The following is a 19,195-nucleotide window of genomic DNA, read 5'->3' as shown; positions in this document are numbered from 1 at the left end:
CCCCTGCTCCACCTGTGACCCCCGATCCAGAACCAACGCCACCCCCTGCTAACCGCAAAACCGTGGATATTGTGGCGCCAATGGTAGGAACGTTTTATCGTGCCCCCGCTCCCGATGAACCCCCCTTTGTCGAAGTGGGCGACATAGTTAAAAAAGGCCAAGTGGTTTGCATCATTGAAGCCATGAAGCTGATGAACGAAATTGAAGCCGAAGTCAATGGCCAAGTGGTGGAAATTCTGGTGCAAAATGCTGAACCAATTGAGTACGGTCAAACCTTAATGCGCATTTTGCCTAACTAAATAGATATTGTTTGGTAGCAAAAAGAGGCAGGTACTAGTTGCAAAGATATGTTAAGCATTGAGGAGTTTAAGACCAATAATTCAATGCTTTCAAGTCTTCGCGCTCTTGCCGAGACCCTAATTGAAAAATTAAAATTTAGGAATATCTACCACCACTGCCCGACGAGGTTGGCCTGTGCAAGCAACTGGAGCATACATTCTTATTGATACCCTATGCCGTCACGGCGTTAAGCATGTTTTTGGCTATCCCGGTGGAGCAATTTTACCAATTTACGATGAACTTTATCGTGCTGAGTCCCAGGGAATGATTCAGCACATTTTGGTGCGCCACGAACAGGGGGCAGCCCACGCCGCTGATGGCTACGCCCGTGCCACAGGCCAAGTGGGAGTTTGTTTTGGCACTTCAGGACCAGGGGCAACCAATTTAGTGACAGGCATTGCCACCGCCCACATGGACTCCATTCCCCTGCTGGTGATCACGGGTCAAGTGCCTCGCTCTGCCATTGGCACCGATGCCTTTCAGGAAACAGATATTTTTGGCATTACCCTGCCTATTGTCAAGCACTCCTATGTCGTGCGCGCCGCCAAGGAGATGGCACGCATTATTACTGAGGCGATCTACATTGCCACCACCGGTCGCCCAGGGCCTGTGCTTGTGGATATTCCCAAGGATGTGGGACTAGAAGTCTGTGAGTACGAACCCCTCGAGCCGGGTCAGGTCAAGCTGCGGGGCTACCGTCCCACCATTCGCGGCAATGCCCGTCAAGTTGCCCAAGCTGTTCAACTGATTCGTGAGGCCAAACGCCCCTTACTTTATGTGGGGGGGGGCGCAATTACAGCGGGCGCCCATGAAGAAGTGCTCAAATTGGCAGAGCTATTCCAGATTCCTGTAACCACAACCCTGATGGGGAAGGGGGCATTTCCTGAGTCTCATCCCCTTTCTGTGGGCATGCTGGGAATGCATGGCACTGCCTATGCCAACTTTGCCGTCAGTGAATGTGATCTGCTCATTGCTGTGGGGGCGCGGTTTGACGATCGCGTAACGGGTAAGCTCGACGAATTTGCTGCCCGTGCCAAGGTAATTCACATTGACATTGATCCTGCGGAAGTGGGCAAAAACCGTGTGCCTGATGTGCCAATTGTGGGTAGTGTTAAACCCGTCCTCCAGCAACTGCTCAAGCATATTGAAGAGAGTGGTGAAGCCGTTGTACCCGCCACCCAAGCTTGGCTAGAGCGGATTAAGGTCTGGAAAGAGGATTATCCCCTCGTTGTCCCCCAACCTAGTGGTGAACTCTCGCCCCAAGAGGTGATTGTTGCCTTTGGTCGTCATGCCCCCGATGCCTACTACACCACCGATGTGGGTCAACACCAGATGTGGGCGGCACAATTCCTGAAAAATGGCCCTCGGCGTTGGATTTCCAGTGCGGGCCTAGGCACAATGGGCTTTGGTCTGCCGGCGGCAATGGGAGTGAAAGTGGCACGACCAGATCAACAGGTGATTTGTATTAGCGGCGATGCCAGTTTCCAGATGAATTCCCAAGAGTTGGCAACACTGGCTCAATATGGTATTGCCGTCAAGACGGTGATTATTAACAATTTCTGGCAGGGAATGGTGCGGCAGTGGCAACAGGCTTTCTACGAGGAACGCTACTCCCATTCCAATATGGCCAAGGGGATGCCCGATTTTGTGAAATTGGCGGAAGCCTACGGGATTAGGGGGTTGCGGGTGAGCGATCGCCACAATTTGGATGCTATTGTCGAAGAGGTCTTAGCCTACGATGGTCCTGTGCTCCTAGATGCCCACGTGACTCGCGACGAAAACTGCTATCCAATGGTTGCCCCTGGTAAGCCCAATTCGCAAATGCTGGGTTTGCCGGAACGCAAGGTGCTCGAGAAGGCTGCTGAATTGATCTACTGTGCCAACTGTGGGGCAAAAACCATCTCTACCCATCGCTTTTGTCCAGAGTGTGGCAGTAAACTCTAAACTTTGGGGCACCCTTGAGCAAACAATCGCCTCGGCAGCGGCTGACGAAAATGAAAGAGAATTGCCTGCTGGCGGCGATCGCGGGGTTCAGGGCCTCGCCCCCACAGGGTCTCGAAGGAAAAAAAAGACACGCCTAGCCCTGAGCGCAGGGCAGCCTCTACTTTAGCATCCACAAGTTCAATGGGAACAGGATTGGTACGTAGCCCCGTGAGCACACCGACGGCAGTGGGAATTTTTGCTTGAGCATGAAGGATTTCCAGTTGAGTTAACTGCTGGACAAAGCTGGGAAGATTGTAGCGATAGACTTGAACAACCACTTCATCAAGGAGCTTTAGGGCGACCCACTGCGGCCAGTCTTGGAGAAAGCTTTGGTACGCCGTCGGCAGTGTGGTTGGTGATAGAGAGAAAATAGCAGTGGGAAATTCCTGTTTCACCCGCTGCCGCAAACGTTGCACAAAAGCAGTAAGTTTATCCGCACGCCAGCGCATCCAGTCCGGATCGCGGGGATTGTCGGGAACGGGCTTTTTAGTTTCCTGCTGATAGAGGGCACGAGTGTAGTCATCATAGCCAAACTCCACTGGCAGACTGAGGTGGTCATCAAACTGTACACCATCCACTGGGTACTGCCGCAGTACTTCAAGAACAATGTTGGTGAGAAATTCTTGGACTTGGGGATGAAAGGGATTCATCCAAGCTACTTCTCCAGCCGCCGTCAAGCGAGTGGTTTGACCGTTAATTCCGCGGGTGAGCCAGTCGGGATGGGCAAGGGCGAGTTCTGAGGTTTCTGGCACCATGAAGCCAAATTCAAACCAAGGAATCACCAACAGATGACGGCAGTGAGCTTGCTGTGTCAGTTCTGCGAGAATGTCGTAATCTTGAATCCCCCGTAGCACAAAGGGCTGGATACCTAGATTTTTGGCCGTGGCACTAGGGAAACTAACATAGCCGGAGTTCCAGACAACGGGGTAGAGGGTGTTGAAGTTCAGCCGCTGTAGCTCATTGAGGGCTGCCTGCAACTGAGGGCGATCGCGGAGGATTGGGAAGTCGTTTTTGGTTAGCCAGACACCGCGGATGAAGGCCGAGTTTTGTGCCTGTATCGGCCAAATCGTCCAACAAAGACTCCAAAAGAAGAGAATGAACAACCACCAAACGCGATGACGCAGCATAGGCTACATCCCCAGGGAAGGCAGGTGCCCTGACTCGAAGGGAAAAACTTGGCTACACACAGTCTGCAACAAGACAGGGTCGTGGCTAAAATGTGATGCTGGCAGTGGCATCGGCTCTCAAAAACTTGGTTAAGGTACCACAACTCCCTTGATCTAAAAAAGCCGGGGCTTCATCATCAAGAGCCAACGGGGGCGGTATGGCCAAAACCCCTGCGATCGCCCTCCGGGGTTCTTCTTTTCCCCACAGTTGATGGGGCATGTAATCAACCGAACATTGAATCCCGGTGCTGGCCAAGGCTGGATGCACTCGCTGCCGCATTTCTGGGATTGGCCAGCCCAAGTTTTCAGGGTCAAAGGCAATATTTTCGGCCACAGTAGCCCCCGTTAATTGATTCCGCCGAATGTTGCAGTACAACCCTCACCCCTGGTTAAAACCCTCCAGCTACCACTGACTCCCCCAAGCAGGTGGGCGTTCCCCATGGAAAAGGGGTGTTTTGCCAGAACCACTATTGCCGATGGTACCAAGGCAATTGCCCCCCTTTACCGTCGGAGGGCTCCCTTTAGACAGCGAGGGAATTGCCCCACCATAAACATCCCTGATTTCTAGCAGGACAGTCAGCTTAGAGGGTCAAGGCTTGGGGATTGGTTTCAATGAGTTTCGCTAAATCTTGAAGGAAGGCCGCTGCATCCGCACCATAGATCACGCGGTGATCGCAGGTAAGATTCACCTTCATTTGCCGTTTAACCCCTAGAAGGCCATCCTCCGTGGCAACCACTGTTGGACGGGAGGCTCCCACGGCCATAATTGCCCCTTGACCAGGGGTGAGAATTGCATCGAAAAAGTCAACCCCAAACATTCCTAAATTGGAGAGGCTAAAGGTGCCGGTACTGTATTCGTCGGGTTGCAGTTGTTTAGCTCGTGCCCGCTCCACTAAGTCCTTCCAAGTACGCGAGAGGCTGTAGATGTCAACTTGATCAGCGTTCTTCAGCACCGGTGTAATCAGACCACCCCCCGGCATTGCTACAGCAACGGCAATGTTAATGTCGCGGCGGTATTGAATCCCCTGCTCTGTGTAGTAGGCATTCATAATCGGGTGTTTTTGCAGCGTCAGGGCGATCGCCTTGGCAAGGAGCACCGTCATCGTCACCCCTTTGGATTTAATTTGCTGGTACAGCTGATCCAGTGCATCCGTGGTAATTGTGTAGGCCACATGGAAGTCAGGAATGCCAAGGCTGGCCACCATATTCCGCACAACGGCATTTTGTAGCGTTGTCAGGGGTACCAAATCTTCCTTAGCCACGACCGGGGCAATAGCAGAGGGAGCTGTGGGAACAGAGGCAGGGGGTGTCACTGCCGGTGTGATGGGGACTGTCGGTGCCCCAAGCAAGGCTTCAACATCGGCAGCGGTAATCCGACCATTGGGGCCCGTTCCCTTGAGGGTCTTCAAATCAATGTTGTGTTCCTTGGCCAATTTGCGGGCGCGAGGCGAAGCAATCACTCGCCCAGTCGGTGCAGTGGGGGCACTGGGAGAAGAAGCCACTGCCACAGAAGTAGTTCCAGAGCCGTTACTCGTGGCCGCAGCGGGGGTGGTGGCCGGCGCCACAGAAGAACTTGGGGTTGCCCCAAGGGATTTGGCCTTTGCCTGTGCTTCGGCAATTTCTGCTTCTGTTTCTGCCACTAGACCAATAATGGAGCCAACGGGTGCCACTTCGCCAGCAGGCACGGTAATCACCGCCAAATAGCCGTCGTAGAAAGACTCCACATCCATATCGGCCTTGTCGGATTCCACAATTAGCACAGTTTCCCCTTTGGCCACCTTATCGCCGGGGGATTTCACCCAAGAGACAATTTTCCCTTCGGTCATGGTGGAGCTGAGGGCGGGCATGAACAGTTCACGAATCATAGAGGCTGCTATCCTTGGTTGGCAATTGAAAGGGAGTCAAATTCACTAGAAATGAAAGTTAAAGCGTGCCGCGAATTTCTTCAATGACGCCATTGCGCAGGAGAATTTCCACCTGCATTTTTTGGATCAGGTTGTCTCCTTTGGTGACATAAAAGAAGTTATCCACCTGACCTTGATCCACTTCCTGCCCCATTTCTAGGCGTTGCACCTGATCCAGTTGTTGCAGAATCACATTTTTTTGCTGCAGGAGTTGTGCCTTTTGGTTGTTGGCTTGCTCTTTAACATCTTGAATACGGGCATTGATCACATCCGCTCCTTCACTGCTTTTACGCAGCTCGTTAATCACCTGCTGCAGCTGAAAGTCCAACTGCTGAATTTGGCTATCCACTTGATTCAGTTGAGCCTGAAGCTGCCTTTGAGCATCGTCTTTCCACTCAGGAGTGACAATTGCTTTTACCATAATCTGGCGCCGCAGGAGCAGTTTAGTATCCATAGGGTCTGTCATGGAGATTACTCAAACATGGCGTTAATCATATCGCGGTAGCGATCGCTCACGACATGACGACGAATTTTCAAAGTTTGGGTCAAAAGACCATTCTCTATCGTAAAGGGTTCAAGAACAAAGCGAAATGTTGCAATGCGATCATTTGGGGAATAGCCCGGCCGATTTTGCACTTCTCGCAGCAGTTCTTGACGGTAGAGCTCAATAATGACTTTGCTTTCCAGGGTGACGAGTTCACCGCTGCCGGCAGGTGCAGGTCGGTTGGGCAATGCCAGCCGGTATCCCCTGGCAATAAGCCACTGCTCTAGCGCCTCCAAATTGGGCACAATTAAAGCCCCAAGCGCCTTTTGATCCTGTCCCACCAGCATGATCTGGTCAATATAGGCACTGCGGACACAGGCATCCTCAATGGGTTGGGGTTCAATATTCTCACCGTTGCTGAGTACAATCGTGTCTTTTTGCCGTCCCGTCAGCACGAGATCTCCATTGGGCGTGAGGTAGCCCAAGTCACCGGTATCAAACCAGCCTTCAGCATCTAGAACTTTAGTGGTGGCCTCAGGTTTGTTGTAGTAGCCGCGCATCACTTGCGGACCTTTAGCCATCACCAGCCCTTTTTGCCAAAAATCAACGGGGGCTTTGGTGTCTGGATTGACAATCTTTATGGCGGTATCGGGAATTGGACGGCCAGCCGATCCCCGTACATTAGCCCAAGAACGGCGGGCAGTTAGCACCACGGCGGTTTCTGTGAGGCCATAGCCAACCAGCACCTCTAAGTTAATGACTTCGTAGAAGGTATCCAAATGGGGGGCAAGGGCGCCGCCACCACTAATCACCTGTTTAATTTCACCGCCAGTGGCTTCGCGAATTTTGCTATAGACCTGCTTTTCCCCTAGGGTATAGAGGGGCTTGAGAAAGAAGGTTTCTAAACGGGCAATAAATTTTTGCCAAGGGCTGGGATAGGGGGTTGTTAGGCTTAAGCCGGTGAGCAGTCGCCGTTGCAGCACGTATTGCTGACCCACATTGAGAAAAAACTGAGCCAGTTGCCGTTTTAGGGGCGGGGCATCGCGCAGTTGCTTTTGCACCCCTTCATAAAACCCTTCCCAGATGCGCGGTACTGCAATCATGTAGTGGGGCCGGCAACGTTTCAAGTCATTTTTGAAGTGGCGGAGGGTTGTGTAGGTTTGGCTACAGCCACAGGCAAAGAGAAAATATTCAACAACCCGTTCGTAGGCGTGCCAAATAGGTAAGATACTGAGAACGCGATCGCCCACCTGCGGTTGTACAATTGCCCAGAGATTGACAATCTGACTCAGCAGACCGCCATGGGTAATCATTACACCCTTAGGTTGACCCGTGGTACCGGAGGTATACATCAATGTTGCTAAGTCATCGCGGGTAATGGCTACCGCCCGCACTGTACCGTACTGTCCTTCGGTAAAAACTTGAGCAAAGTTCAAAAGCCGCAGAGGAAAATGTTCAAGCTCTGGCGCTTCCGCACTCAACAGAACAACGGTTTTTACTTGGGTATCCGCTAAGCCATCTTGAAGTTTGCGCAGGGTAGCCAAGTTTTCAATCAGCAGGAGAGTTGAACCACTGTCACGCAAAATGTAAAGAAGCTCTTGGGCATTAGCGGTACCACTGCGAACGACATTAATGGCACCGGCCATTATGCTTCCTTGATCGGCAATCAGCCAGCGGGGACTATTGTCAGCAAATAGAGCCACGCGATCGCCAGCAGCAACACCCAGGGCTTGCAGGCCGGCAGCAAAGCGTTGGATGCGTTGATAAAGCTCACTGTAGGTAATGCGAGTAGCGGGGTCTTCGTAGGGGGCATGCAGTGCCACTACATCGCCATGGCGTTGCGCCAATAGGGGCCACATTTCCGGTAGCGACTGGAGGGTTTTGTAGGGCAAAAAGTGATCGGGTAACGGCGCATCCTGGGGTAACCCGCCAGGGGGAGTGTAGGTGTGGGCTGCACTCGTCATTTGTCTGACTCCAGACGCAACACCTAGATAATAAGGCCTCAATAGCATAGCTCATGCAGCTTTAATAATTTCAATATGAGATCATCAAGTTAGCGACTTTCAAACAGTGCTATGGTGCCTTTTGTCCTTGCCTCAGCCTCTCCAGCGCGGCGCCGGTTGCTGCAACAGATTGGCATTGATCCAATTGTTCAACCCAGTAACTTTGATGAGTCGGTTATTCAAGCAACAACGCCGATAGAACTCGTGCGATTGCTGGCACGGTGTAAAGCAGAAACCGTGGCTCAAACCCACCTACCCCCGGCCTTAATTTTGGGCTGCGATTCTGTATTGGTGCTGGGGGGGGAAATTTATGGTAAGCCTGCCTCAACAGAGGTGGCGATCGCCCGCTGGCAACGAATGCGTGGTCAAACCGGGCACCTACTCACCGGTCATGCCTTGATTGATCTGGCACAGGGGCGCACCTGTGTGGAGGTGGAGTCCACCCAAGTGGTTTTTGCAGATATTAGCGATGCCGAAATTGCCGCCTATGTAGCTTCTGGTGAACCGCTTGCCTGCGCAGGCTGTTTTGCCCTTGATGGCCAAGGCGGTGCCTTTGTCGAGAAAATTATCGGTACCCCCAGTAATGTCATTGGCTTGAGCTTACCCCTACTGCGGCGGATGTTGCTGAGTTTGGGATATACGCTTCCAGCCCTGCAAAGCAAGAAGTAAAAATTAGCCTAGACAAGTCTAAATGCTTAGGGTATGCTAAGAGATTGCGAGTTAAGGAACTGTCATGAACGCCCAAGACATTATTCGCTCGATTGAAGCGGAGCAAATGAAGACTGACTTGCCCGTGATTCATGTGGGCGATCGCGTTCGGGTCGGAGTTAAAATTCAAGAAGGCGGCAAAGAGCGCGTCCAGCCCTATGAGGGAGATGTAATTGCCATGCGGGGTACAGGAATTAACCGCACAATCACGGTACGTCGTGTCTTTCAAGGGGTGGGCGTTGAACGTGTCTTTTTGCTACATTCGCCACGAATTGATAGTATAAAAGTAATTCAGCGGGGTAAAGTCCGTCGTGCCAAGCTTTACTACCTGCGTAACCTTGTGGGTAAAGCTTCCCGTATCAAAGCACGGTTTGATCGCTCGCTGTAAGCAGCCTTGCGTCCTTAGTTCAGTTGGTAGAACGTCGGTCTCCAAAACCGGATGTCGGGGGTTCGAGTCCTCCAGGGCGCGTTTCCTAGACTCAATTAAGTCAATCTATCTTTGTTGCGTGGGTAAAGCCACTAGCTTCTGACGATCGCTCCCCTGAAATTGCAGGACAGTGTGTGCCAGTTCCAACAATTGCAGTTCAGGGGGATAATGCCGTTCCTGCTTGAGACGTTGAATGTCCTGTTTCCCCAGTTGCCAGTGCAACCGTTGGGCCAGAGCCAGTAGGATATCACCGCGATCAAGGATGCCAGCCACCGCATCCGCAGGGGTTAAAACAGTAACAAAGCGTTGCTGTTGCTCCTCTAGGGTACAAACCGCCTTGGCGAGGGAATCGGCTTCTTTAAGGGTAGGGATTGCCCGCAGGGGTACGGCCAATTCCTCCACAGGAGTCACTTCCCAGCGGCTGCGCTCCACATGGCTCAGGGCGTGGGGATCCAAATAGCCCCGATAGCGCCCCTCAGTGGCAACAAAATAAGCCGTGGGCTGGCGATCGGCCAACAGCAGATAGCGATCGGCAAACTCCCGCAGTGATAGCCTTCCCTCGATAACGCGAAAATCCCGTGTCATGGCATCAGCGGCCGTCAGAGTGAGCAGTGCTTCTTGGAGCTGGCCGAGGCGATGGTAAAGCGTGGCATTTTGCAAGGCAAACCAACCCAAAAGTGCCAACCACAGCCCATTGCCACTGCCAAGGAGAGTGACAAAGAGACCAAAACTAATGGCCAGCCAGCTCAAGAGCTGTCCTGATCGCGCTGCCCAGCGCATCCCCTGAAAGCGATTGCCCGTCAATTTCCAAACGGCGGCCTTAAGCACTTGGCCACCATCGAGGGGAAGCCCCGGCAAGAGGTTAAAGACCCCCAAGACAAAGTTAATATGAGCTAGATAGCGCAATAGTTCATGGAAGGGGTCATCCGCTGGCAGTAAAATGGCTGCTCCCTGCAACAGGGCAAAAAGGGCAAAACTGACCAAAGGCCCAGCGATCGCCACCTGAAACGCTTGACCGGGGGTATTGGATTCTCGCTCAATGGCCGCCATGCCACCAAAGAGAAAGAGGGTAATCGAGCGCACCGTGATCCCTTGGCAGCGCGCCACCAAGCTGTGCCCCAACTCGTGAAGGAGCACTGAGGCAAACAACAGCAGGGAAACCACAAATCCCATTCCCCATACCCATGCCCCCCATTGCGGGTATGTGGCCTGCCAGTCACTGCCATTGAGAAATGTAAACAGCAGAATGACGAAAAACCACGACCGATCAATATACAAGGGGATGCCAAAGACACGCCCCACCTGCCAACCTTGTCCCATGCTGACCTCAGTGTGCATTGCGCTCTCTTTCTATTATTGCCTCAGCGTCTAATAGGGCGGGGCTTAACAATAATTCATGTCTAAAATGTTACGCTTTCATTCTTGTCCTAAAATAAAGGCAACGCTGCTGGAGGATGGCGCGATGGTAACGGCGTCTGCCAATGGTCATGCGTTAGAGGTACCTACAGATTCCTTTTGGCAAGGGGTGCAGAAATTTGCCTCCTACTTGTTGTGGTCACTGTGTCTCTCGCTGCTACTGAGTCTTTTCCTGAGCCTGATTGGCTACTGGTTCAGCGCTATCTTTGGAATACCAGTACTACCCTTCGTTTTGATTGTTGTCTAGTGTTGTGGGGAGCTGCAGATGTGGGGTTTACTTATTACTTGGATTGTTACCAGTGTTAGCTTGTTTATTGTGTCGCGCCTCTCGTTTTTGGGCGTAGAAATTGATAAATTCACAACTGCTTTGTGGGCGGCTATTGTCTTTGGTTTGTTGAACGCCACCTTGGGAGCGGTCCTGAAGTTCTTTACATTCCCCTTTATTTTTCTTACGTTTGGCCTATTTGCCCTCATTATTAATGCTGCTATTTTTGCCCTTGCCGCTGCGTTTGTCGATGGGTTTACCTTGCGCAATGGCTTTTGGAGTGCCCTCTTAGGCTCAATTGCCCTCACTGTCATCAATTCAGTTTGCTTTAACCTACTCGGTCAGGCAAGTCTGCTGTAGGGTGGCTAAATAGCCGCGAGGGGTAATCAGCCAATTGTGGAAGCGACGGGTGCTGGCATTCCCAATGAGAACCAAGCTAAACATATCCACCGTTTCCGGTTGCAAAGCGCCAAGGGTTGTCAGGGTAATCTGCTCCTCAGGGCGGTAAGCGGCACGAACGATCGCTACCGGTGTCTGTGACGAGCGATATTCTAAAAAAATGGCTTTGGCAGCCACTAATTGATGCCGGCGCTCGCGCGAACGTGGATTGTAGAGGGCAGTTACAAAATCCGCTGCCGCTGCTGCCCGTAGGCGTTGCTCAATGACGGGCCAGGGGGTCAGGCGATCGCTGAGGCTAATAGTGCAAAAATCGTGCATTAGGGGCGCTCCCAAGCGAGCCGCAGCAGCATTGACGGCACTCACTCCCGGAAACACCTCCACTGGAAGGTTGCTGACCCCTGCTTCTGCCAATAGCTCTAGAACTAGTCCCGCCATGCCGTAGATGCCACAATCTCCGGAAGACACCACTGCCACATTCAAGCCCCACTGAGCCAGATCAATTGCTGCTTGGGCGCGTTGTCGTTCTTGGGTAATTCCATAGGCGGCCACCATCTGTCCGCTCCGCCGCAGGGGAGCGAGTAATTCAAGGTAAAGCTCGTAGCCCACAAGAATATCAGCGGCCAAAAGGGCAGAGCGTGCTGCGAGGGTCAGTTGATCCAATGCTCCTGGACCAATACCAATGAGGCTGAGGGAACCTTGACGGGGAATGAATTCTCGCTCTGCTTGGGCAATGGCGATTGTCACCGCCCCCGGCTCACCCTCTTGACGGTAGATCTGCTTAGGCACAATTAAACAGCCCCGATCACTGGCTAGCACTGCCGCTGCTTCAGCCACACTGGGCGTTCCCATTTCTGCCGCCACAATTGCTGAGGGAGTTGGTACGGCAACAGGCGCCAATTCTTGGGCGGGAAACCAGCGGCTTGGCCAATCATGCGCCTGAGCCACTTGATATAACCCTTCCTCATCTGCTTTGCGATCAATACTGGCAAGGCCAGCGATCGCCAGTGGGCTTAGCCCCGCTTTGGCAAGAGTCCAATCAACCGCTTGCTGAATCAAACTTGAGGATGTTCCCCGTTCACAGCCAATGCCTAGCCACAGTACCCGTGGATGCCAAGCCACACCTGATCCTAGAGCAGGGGGTAACGCTTTTTCAGTAATCCAAACGGCATTTTCTAGGGGTGGAGTGCTGACAAACTCAACGGCTTGATCTGAATTGAGCGCCGTGCGCCACAGAGAACTGCCACAGGTTTGATACACGCGCAGCGGCTTTCCCTGGGCCTGTTGGCAGGCGACCCCATTCCAGTCTCCCGCTCCCCGTTGCCAACCCAAGGCCGTCCCCCAGCAATCCACGGCAAAGTAGCCCTGAGCATGGCTGGCTCCCGTCAGAATGGGGGTTGCCCCAATAGCTGCACTGAGGACTTGACACAGGCGATCGCCCCCCGCCCCATGCCCGCCGAGCAAACTCACCATCCACCGGCCATCCTCAGACAGAACGCAAACCGCCGGGTCTTCCCTTTTATGGGTCAAAAGGGGTGAGATCAAGCGAACGACAGCACCACAGGCCAAGGCAAAGATCCAAGCCCGATAGTGGCACCAGTATTCCTGCAGATGTACTGCAAGGGGGCGATCGTAGGTTTGCACCCCAGGGTGTGTTGATTCTAAACGGCTGGGCACCCAGATGCTCAAAGCAATCCCGGTGGCAACAATCCGCTGGAGTTGCAACAGTCCTTGACTCGTGGGGGCGATCGCCCCAATGGGTTGAAAATTATCTAGCAGTGGCATGAATTAAACATCAAATTGATAGCGCACTGCCCCTGTTTCTGGATCGTTAAACACATAGGCGTAGCCGAGCCGCTGAGCTTCAAACAGTAACTCTTCAACTTGTTTGGCATCAAAACCAGTATAAAGGGCGGCTTGTGCCGCAGAGAGGACTCCCCCCTGCTCTTTGGCCACTTGGAGTAAGCGGTGTAGGGCAGTGGTTTGAGCCTGTTCTTCCAGTGCTAAATACTGCCCTTTCAAGTATGTATTGCGCTGATCTACCATCCCCGGAATCAAAAAGAGATCAATAAGTTGACCCACACCACAAAAGCCAAACGTAGTTAGATAGAAAAAACCTACCATGGGCTGACCGACGTAAAAGCGCTGCACGCCACAAAAACCCATGAAGCAGAAAGCCCAGAGCAGGTAGGCAACCCCCACGTTCAAAAAATTTGGCTGTGGTTGCCCTCGTAGGTAATCGGTTCCGCGGTGGAGTAAGTGTCCCATGACTCTAGGAGGATGTTGGTATTTCTCATCCTAACCCAAGTTTTTTGAAGTGTTGAGGGGGGCGATCGCCCCCCAAAAGAGGCCTCTAAAAATTCGGCTGATGGCGAATCAAGTTCAGAAACTCCTCACGGGTCTTTTGATCCTCACGGAAGACCCCCAGCATCGAACTGGTCACCGTCCAAGAGCCGGGTTTTTGGACACCGCGCATCACCATGCACATGTGGCTGGCTTCCATGACCACCGCTACACCCTGCGGAGCGAGAACCGTTTCAATGGCCTCGGCCACTTGACGGGTCAGGCGCTCCTGCACTTGCAGCCGCCGCGCATACATTTCCACAATCCGTGCCAATTTGCTGAGACCAATCACCCGCTGGTTGGGGATATAGGCCACATGGGCTTTGCCAATAAAAGGCAACATGTGATGCTCACAGAGGCTAAAGAAGTTAATGTCGCGCACCAAGACCATTTCATCGTGGCCTTCATCAAAAATCGCACCGTTGACAAGGGTTTCAAGGGACTGACTGTAGCCACTGGTAAGAAATTGCATGGCCTCAGCGACCCGCTTGGGGGTTTTTAGTAACCCCTCGCGATCTGGATCCTCACCCACATTCAGCAAAATTGTGCGCACTGCGGCCATCATTTCTTCCTTAGCAATATCTGGAGGGGGTGGGTGAAGAATCGCTTCTTTGCCTTGGTGAGTGTTGCGATCCGGCAGGATCGCCGGAGTGGTCGCTTTACCGTTGATGATCGAATCGGGCATATTGAACGTTGTCATAGAAAGATTGACAAGTGAAGGACAAAAGGAGCCTAGAGGGTTCCGCCAAGGGGCATGACCACTAGCTCTTCAACAAAAGCCGTTTGCGGCAATTGAGTCGTGTACAAAATCGTGTCAGCAACGTGTTCGGGAGTTAGCATCCCCGTGCGGTCAAAGTCTCCAGCGACACCTTCCCAAATGGGGGTGTCAACGGCGCCGGGACAGATGGCAATCACGCGGATACCGTGAGCGCGTTCTTCAGCCGCCATTGTTTTAGTCAAAGCCATGAGGGCAAACTTCGAGGCACAGTAGGCGCCCCAGTCGGGAAAAACTTGGCGTCCAGCAATTGAAACAACATTTACTATCGTACCGCACTGGCGAGACCGCAGTTGCGGCAGTACCGCTTGGGAGCAAATGAGGGCACTGGTGAGGTTGACATTGAGCATCTGCTGCCAGTCCGCCAAGGGTTGATCAATCAGGGGAACGGTTCTGGCCATGCCCGCATTATTCACAAGCACATGGACATCCCCAACGCTAGCGAGAATCTCATCAAGGCGCGATCGCAGGGGTTCAGGATCGCTAAAGTCCACGCTAAAGGTATGGGCTGTAACGCCACAGGCGACCACTTGGGCATGAACAGCAGCCAGTTTGGCGGGCGATCGCCCCAACAGTACGACATTAAACCCCGCTTGGGCAAATGCAATGGCTGTGGCTGCCCCAATGCCACTGCTGGCGCCGGTGATTAAAACTTGTTGGGTCATACCGCTTCGCTAAATACCCCCATGCGTCGGAACTTTTGGTAACGCAACTCCCGCCGTTCACTACTGCTGAGGGCTTGCACTTCAGCTAAATTCCGCAATAGAGCAGCTTTGAGGTTTTCCGCTGCCTCTACGGGGTTGCTATGGGCCGCCCCCACCGGTTCGGGCACAATTTCATCAATAATTCCCAGCTTCAGAAGGTCGCGAGCCGTAATTTTCAGAGCTTCCGCCGCTTGGGGCGCTTTTTGAGCATCGCGCCAGAGAATGGCAGCACAGGCTTCTGGGGGCGCCACACTATAGACGGCATGTTCAAACATCAGCAGGCGATCGCCCACCCCAATGGCCAAGGCTCCCCCTGACCCCCCTTCACCAATCACGGTGCAAATAATGGGCACCTCAAAGCGAAACATCTCCCGCAGATTGTAGGCAATGGCTTCCCCTTGGCCAAACTTTTCTGCATCCACCCCCGCCCAAGCCGCTGGCGTGTCAATAAAAGTAAGGATGGGCATTTGAAAGCGATTCGCGTGCTCCATCAGACGCAGGGCTTTGCGATATCCCCCCGGGGATGCCATGCCAAAATTGCGCGCCACATTGTCCTTGGTGTCTCGCCCCTTTTGCTGACCTAACATCACCACCGGCCGACCATTGAGCCGACCAATCCCACCGACAATAGCAGGGTCATCACTGCCCCGGCGATCGCCATGGAGTTCAATCCACTCTTCACTAATGGCTTGAATGTAATCCAACGTGCTGGGACGGCGCGGATGGCGAGCCACCTGTAGCGTTTGCCCAGGGGTCAACTTACTAAAAATTTCATAGCGCAGTTGCTTGGCGCGCTCCTCCAGTTCACGGATTTGCTCCGAGACATCAACGCCAAACTCTGAGGACTTATCCCGCACCTGCTGAATTTGGGCTTCTAGCTCCACGAGGGGCTTTTCAAATTCCAACAGAAGCGTGCGACGTTCGTTTGCCATAGGCGATTGGGTTCCTTTTAGTTTGACTGAGGGTTCAACAGCAGCGGCTTAAATCCGTGTTTACGGGAGACTTCGCCGATTTGCTCCATCTTTTCGACGGTAATTTGATTACGTCCCCAAGAGAAATTGGTGTACCAGCCCTCAAAGTCTAGAAGCATGGCCTCCGCAAAACAGGCAAACATCTGCCGCGAGGGCACGTCCATATTCACAATTTCCATAATTTTCCAGTCAATATCGAGGGCGTGTTCGACAATGCCACCATTAAGGACATGAATCTCCGGGTGCTGAATTTTGCTGCCCATATTTTTGGGGTAGCCACCATCAATCATCAGCGAGGGGCGCTTTAACTGCTCAATGCTCAGCTCAATCCCCCTGGGCATACTGGCCACCCAAACCACAATATCCGCAAGTGGCAGTGCCTCCATCAGGTCGAGGATTTTGCCCCGTCCCAACTCGGCTTGGAGATGCAGTAAGCGATCGCGATTGCGTGCCACCAGTAACAGATCTTGGACATCCAAGCGACGATTTAACCAACGGCAGACAGCACTGCCAATATCTCCTGTCGCTCCACAGACAGCCACAGTTGCCTGACGCAAATCAATCCCCACTTGCGGAGCCGCCTGCTCAATTTGTTGGCAGATGATATAGGCCGTGTGGGTATTCCCTGTCGTAAAGCGACGAAAGTCTAGCTCAATGTTGCGCACGTGGGATATTTTCTCCAGATCAAAGTTTTCAAAGATGATCGAGGAGAAGCCCCCCAACGCCGTAATGTCAATATCGTGTTTTTGGGCATGAGCCATGGCGTTAATAATTTTGCGCGTTGCCGCTTTTACCCGCTGGTTGGCCAGCATTTCCGGCAAGAAGCAGGACTCAACGTATTTGCCATAGATAGTTTTGCCCGTTATACTCGTCACCGTGATCTCATCGACGATCTGAGGCGGTGCCATACACCAAAATTCCAAGCCCTGGTCGGCATATTCGGGATAGCCTAATTGATGGGCAACAGCTTGGGCGTGCTCCAGATTCGTCAGATGACCAATTAATCCAAACATACAAGCGTGCGGTGACTAGAACGTAACGATAGATGAAGCCACCATTATGCCGCAGTTAGGCCATAAACCGACATCTTCATAATTTCGCGGGTGGTAAAGCCAATATTTTCTAGGGCACCGCTGTACTGAATCATGAAGTCTTCTACAAGAGCCTCTTTTTCCATGCCGAGCACTTTGGCATCCGCTTCCACTTGGTTGAGCATCTTCCAGACCAAGGGCAGGTTGGCGCGATTGGCTTCTTCAATTTCTGCTTTGACCGTCTCGAAGTTTTCTTTTAGCCAGATTTCGCCAAAGTTGAGGTGGCTGTATTCGTCCTTAACCACCCCCTCAGTAATTTTGCGGGCAAAGGGATCCGCCATTGGAATGTAGATGTTGTAAGCAGCGATCGCGAAGCACTCAATAATCAGAGCTTGAATGAGAAGGCAAGTTGCAATTTTCCCCTCTGCGATTGCGGCTTGAAAGTTTCCATGCAGTTGGGCAAAGAATTCTTGGGCAAAGGTCATATCTGGCGTCACGCTGAGGTTGCGACCACAGGCTTCAAACCCCTTTCTATGGCGGGCTTCCATTTTGGCAAGACGGGTGAGTTCTTCTTGGTGTTGTGGCAGCAGCTTGGCTAGGTCAATGTAATTGTCGTGAGCTTGCTGTTCACCTTCAATGACAATGGCGTTGATGCGGCTATAGGCCTCCTTGTAGCGATCGCTGTGGTAGTCCAACTCAGGTGTAGCGGTAGCCGTTGTCATTGTGAACTCTCCTGGACACAGATTTATTAGAAATTATTGAGGCACTAGGGCTTTCGCTATCATACCGCAGCAGCGATCCCTTGACGAGGGGCAGCGTGCCAGAGATTTTTGAGTTCCTGAATAGGTGAATCTCTATGCACCGATAGCGCTAAAAACTCCTCCTATTGCCTGAGGGTGGTATTTCTGGCAATGGTTGAGCAGAAGGCGCTACCGCCCGGATAGGGCCATTGTAATCAATGCGAATCATCGGATTGCTTGGGTCGGGGTTGACCGTGACAATACTTTCAATGGTTGGCGGTGCCGCAGGTGGCCCCCCTAGAAAGCGAAAGGTAAACGTACCATCGCCATTGTCCACGTAGGGGGATTGACTAGCAGGCCCAAACATCGCTGCTTCAGCGCGGTAGCGACTCAGCCCGCCATTGGCTCGCTCTGCTGCCTGCCGCGCCCAATTCCGTGCCCGCTGTAGGACGGGATTATCTACCCCAAAAGGATTAAAGTTTTCCCGGGGCGGTGGCTCTGTCTGTGCCAGCACCGCAGGGACACCTGTTAATGCACAACACAGAATCAAGCTTGATGGAATACGGCCAAAGGACATGAAGACCCACCCTTGACTTTGTCTAGCAAAATTTACTTAATGGTTAATGACGACGATCCATTACCTTGGTTTCAAAGATTCTCCTAGAGTAATACTGATTGTTTTCCTTTGGGGAGAGTCCTACAACAGGATGAGGAAGTCCGTAATAGACGGATGCCCCGCCCCTATTGATACAATGGATAAAGTGATAGGGTAAAACAATCGCATGAATTACACCCACTGCGGTGTGCAATTCAAAGTCTAGAGGGCATAATCTGAGTTAACCTATGAGTGATGAAACCATAACCAACCCTACTGCTGAAACCGAAAAAGGCGAAGTTACTCCTGATGTTGTTGAAAATCATGCAGAAGCCGCCACGAACGAAGAGGGTCAAACGTCTGAAGCGGCCTCTGCGGATACTCCTGCGGAAGCAGCGGACTTGCTAGAGAAAATTGCTGCCCTTGAAGCTGCCAAGGCTAGTCTTTCCCAAGTGGTGGAAGAGCGCAATAGTCAATATATGCGCCTTGCCGCCGACTTTGAAAACTTCCGCAAACGCACCCAGCGGGAAAAAGAGGAGCTAGAGCTACAGATCAAATGCAGTGTCATTGCTGATTTATTGCCTGTGGTGGACAGCTTTGAGCTAGCCCGCACCCACATTCAAACCGAAACAGAGGCGGAAGAAAAAATTCACCGCAGCTATCAGGGGGTTTACAAGCAACTGGTGGAGTGCCTCAAGCGCATTGGTGTTTCGGCGATGCAGGCCAAAGGCAAGCCCTTTGATCCCAATCTCCATGAGGCGGTGCTGCGGGAAGCAACAAGTGAACACCCTGAAGGGACAGTCATTGAAGAACTGAAGCGGGGGTATATGCTCGGCGATCGCGTGTTGCGGCATGCCATGGTCAAAGTGGCCGCTCCTCCTGAAGAGGGGAGTGCTAGCGACACAAATCCCACCAATGATGTAACGGACGTATAGGGGCACTTTG

At 52.5% G+C, this 19,195-nt stretch carries 21 protein-coding genes and 1 tRNA gene; 8 read left to right on the top strand and 14 right to left on the bottom strand.

What is annotated here, in order from left to right:
• Positions 1–299 (top strand): acetyl-CoA carboxylase biotin carboxyl carrier protein (gene accB, locus P3X23_RS10890; protein WP_300876615.1); only part of this gene is annotated, 299 nt, incomplete at its 5' end.
• 175 nt (positions 300–474) lie between these two features.
• Positions 475–2,283 carry a biosynthetic-type acetolactate synthase large subunit gene (gene ilvB / locus P3X23_RS10885; RefSeq protein ID WP_300876612.1) on the top strand — a complete coding sequence of 603 codons (1,809 nt, stop codon included), beginning with the start codon at positions 475–477 and terminating at the stop codon, positions 2,281–2,283.
• Here the strand turns inward: ilvB and P3X23_RS10880 are convergent.
• The 5 genes from P3X23_RS10880 to P3X23_RS10860 form a co-directional block, all read right to left on the bottom strand.
• The gene (locus P3X23_RS10880) at positions 2,280–3,449 is read right to left on the bottom strand and encodes a family 10 glycosylhydrolase (protein WP_300876609.1); all 1,170 of its coding nucleotides are present in this window, start codon (positions 3,447–3,449) and stop codon (positions 2,280–2,282) included. The genes ilvB and P3X23_RS10880 overlap by 4 nt on opposite strands.
• A gap of 85 nt (positions 3,450–3,534) precedes the next feature.
• The gene (locus P3X23_RS10875) at positions 3,535–3,822 is read right to left on the bottom strand and encodes a hypothetical protein (RefSeq protein ID WP_300876606.1); all 288 of its coding nucleotides are present in this window, start codon (positions 3,820–3,822) and stop codon (positions 3,535–3,537) included.
• Between the two features lie 247 nt (positions 3,823–4,069).
• Positions 4,070–5,353 (bottom strand): dihydrolipoamide acetyltransferase family protein, encoded by a 1,284-nt coding sequence (locus tag P3X23_RS10870; protein WP_300876603.1) that lies wholly within the window; start codon positions 5,351–5,353, stop codon positions 4,070–4,072.
• Between the two features lie 58 nt (positions 5,354–5,411).
• Positions 5,412–5,846: a YlqD family protein gene (locus P3X23_RS10865; protein ID WP_300876600.1), complete on the bottom strand. Its 435-nt coding sequence runs from the start codon at positions 5,844–5,846 to the stop codon at positions 5,412–5,414.
• Positions 5,847–5,863: 17 nt separating this feature from the next.
• Positions 5,864–7,840 carry an AMP-binding protein gene (locus tag P3X23_RS10860; RefSeq protein ID WP_300876597.1) on the bottom strand — a complete coding sequence of 659 codons (1,977 nt, stop codon included), beginning with the start codon at positions 7,838–7,840 and terminating at the stop codon, positions 5,864–5,866.
• 111 nt (positions 7,841–7,951) lie between these two features.
• Here P3X23_RS10860 and P3X23_RS10855 point away from each other — a divergent pair, with 111 nt between their 5' ends.
• The 3 genes from P3X23_RS10855 (at position 7,952) to P3X23_RS10845 (ending at position 9,056) form a co-directional block, all read left to right on the top strand.
• Positions 7,952–8,548 carry a nucleoside triphosphate pyrophosphatase gene (locus P3X23_RS10855; protein WP_300876594.1) on the top strand — a complete coding sequence of 199 codons (597 nt, stop codon included), beginning with the start codon at positions 7,952–7,954 and terminating at the stop codon, positions 8,546–8,548.
• Positions 8,549–8,612: 64 nt separating this feature from the next.
• A complete protein-coding gene (rplS, locus tag P3X23_RS10850; protein ID WP_300876591.1) occupies positions 8,613–8,975 on the top strand; it encodes a 50S ribosomal protein L19 in 363 nt (120 codons plus the stop codon).
• Between the two features lie 8 nt (positions 8,976–8,983).
• Positions 8,984–9,056 (top strand) — tRNA-Trp (locus P3X23_RS10845).
• A 24-nt stretch (positions 9,057–9,080) separates the two neighbouring features.
• Here the strand turns inward: P3X23_RS10845 and P3X23_RS10840 are convergent.
• Entirely contained in the window at positions 9,081–10,352 is a 1,272-nt protein-coding gene (locus P3X23_RS10840; protein WP_300876589.1) for a site-2 protease family protein, read from the bottom strand.
• Positions 10,353–10,476: 124 nt separating this feature from the next.
• Here P3X23_RS10840 and P3X23_RS10835 point away from each other — a divergent pair, with 124 nt between their 5' ends.
• Both P3X23_RS10835 and P3X23_RS10830 read left to right on the top strand, forming a co-directional pair.
• Entirely contained in the window at positions 10,477–10,677 is a 201-nt protein-coding gene (locus tag P3X23_RS10835) for a hypothetical protein (RefSeq protein ID WP_300876586.1), read from the top strand.
• 18 nt (positions 10,678–10,695) lie between these two features.
• Positions 10,696–11,055, top strand: a complete 360-nt coding sequence (locus P3X23_RS10830; RefSeq protein WP_300876583.1) for a phage holin family protein — start codon at positions 10,696–10,698, stop codon at positions 11,053–11,055.
• Here the strand turns inward: P3X23_RS10830 and cobJ are convergent.
• From cobJ to P3X23_RS10790, 8 genes are all read right to left on the bottom strand, one after another.
• Positions 11,029–12,876: a precorrin-3B C(17)-methyltransferase gene (gene cobJ, locus P3X23_RS10825; RefSeq protein WP_300876581.1), complete on the bottom strand. Its 1,848-nt coding sequence runs from the start codon at positions 12,874–12,876 to the stop codon at positions 11,029–11,031. The genes P3X23_RS10830 and cobJ overlap by 27 nt on opposite strands.
• Before the next feature lie 3 nt (positions 12,877–12,879).
• Complete coding sequence (locus tag P3X23_RS10820; RefSeq protein ID WP_300876578.1) at positions 12,880–13,359, bottom strand: TM2 domain-containing protein; 480 nt, start codon at positions 13,357–13,359, stop codon at positions 12,880–12,882.
• Between the two features lie 85 nt (positions 13,360–13,444).
• Positions 13,445–14,119 (bottom strand): GTP cyclohydrolase I FolE, encoded by a 675-nt coding sequence (gene folE / locus P3X23_RS10815; RefSeq protein WP_300876575.1) that lies wholly within the window; start codon positions 14,117–14,119, stop codon positions 13,445–13,447.
• A 47-nt stretch (positions 14,120–14,166) separates the two neighbouring features.
• Entirely contained in the window at positions 14,167–14,874 is a 708-nt protein-coding gene (locus tag P3X23_RS10810; protein WP_300876572.1) for an SDR family oxidoreductase, read from the bottom strand.
• Positions 14,871–15,845: an acetyl-CoA carboxylase carboxyltransferase subunit alpha gene (locus P3X23_RS10805; protein ID WP_300876569.1), complete on the bottom strand. Its 975-nt coding sequence runs from the start codon at positions 15,843–15,845 to the stop codon at positions 14,871–14,873. The genes P3X23_RS10810 and P3X23_RS10805 overlap by 4 nt, the downstream gene beginning before the upstream one ends.
• Positions 15,846–15,862: 17 nt before the next feature.
• Complete coding sequence (locus P3X23_RS10800; RefSeq protein ID WP_300876566.1) at positions 15,863–16,897, bottom strand: long-chain acyl-[acyl-carrier-protein] reductase; 1,035 nt, start codon at positions 16,895–16,897, stop codon at positions 15,863–15,865.
• 44 nt (positions 16,898–16,941) lie between these two features.
• Positions 16,942–17,637 carry an aldehyde oxygenase (deformylating) gene (locus tag P3X23_RS10795; RefSeq protein ID WP_300876563.1) on the bottom strand — a complete coding sequence of 232 codons (696 nt, stop codon included), beginning with the start codon at positions 17,635–17,637 and terminating at the stop codon, positions 16,942–16,944.
• A 148-nt stretch (positions 17,638–17,785) separates the two neighbouring features.
• Positions 17,786–18,232 (bottom strand): hypothetical protein, encoded by a 447-nt coding sequence (locus tag P3X23_RS10790; protein ID WP_300876560.1) that lies wholly within the window; start codon positions 18,230–18,232, stop codon positions 17,786–17,788.
• 266 nt (positions 18,233–18,498) lie between these two features.
• Here P3X23_RS10790 and grpE point away from each other — a divergent pair, with 266 nt between their 5' ends.
• Positions 18,499–19,185, top strand: coding sequence for a nucleotide exchange factor GrpE (gene grpE / locus P3X23_RS10785; RefSeq protein WP_300876557.1), 687 nt, complete (start codon positions 18,499–18,501; stop codon positions 19,183–19,185).
• Positions 19,186–19,195: the final 10 nt, after the last annotated feature.

The sequence above is a fragment of the Thermosynechococcus sp. Uc genome (genome assembly GCF_029335995.1).
In the GTDB taxonomy this organism is placed as follows: Bacteria; Cyanobacteriota; Cyanobacteriia; order Thermosynechococcales; family Thermosynechococcaceae; genus Thermosynechococcus.
The sequence above is the reverse complement of the archived record's forward strand: the minus strand, read 5'-3'. Positions and strand labels throughout refer to the sequence as shown.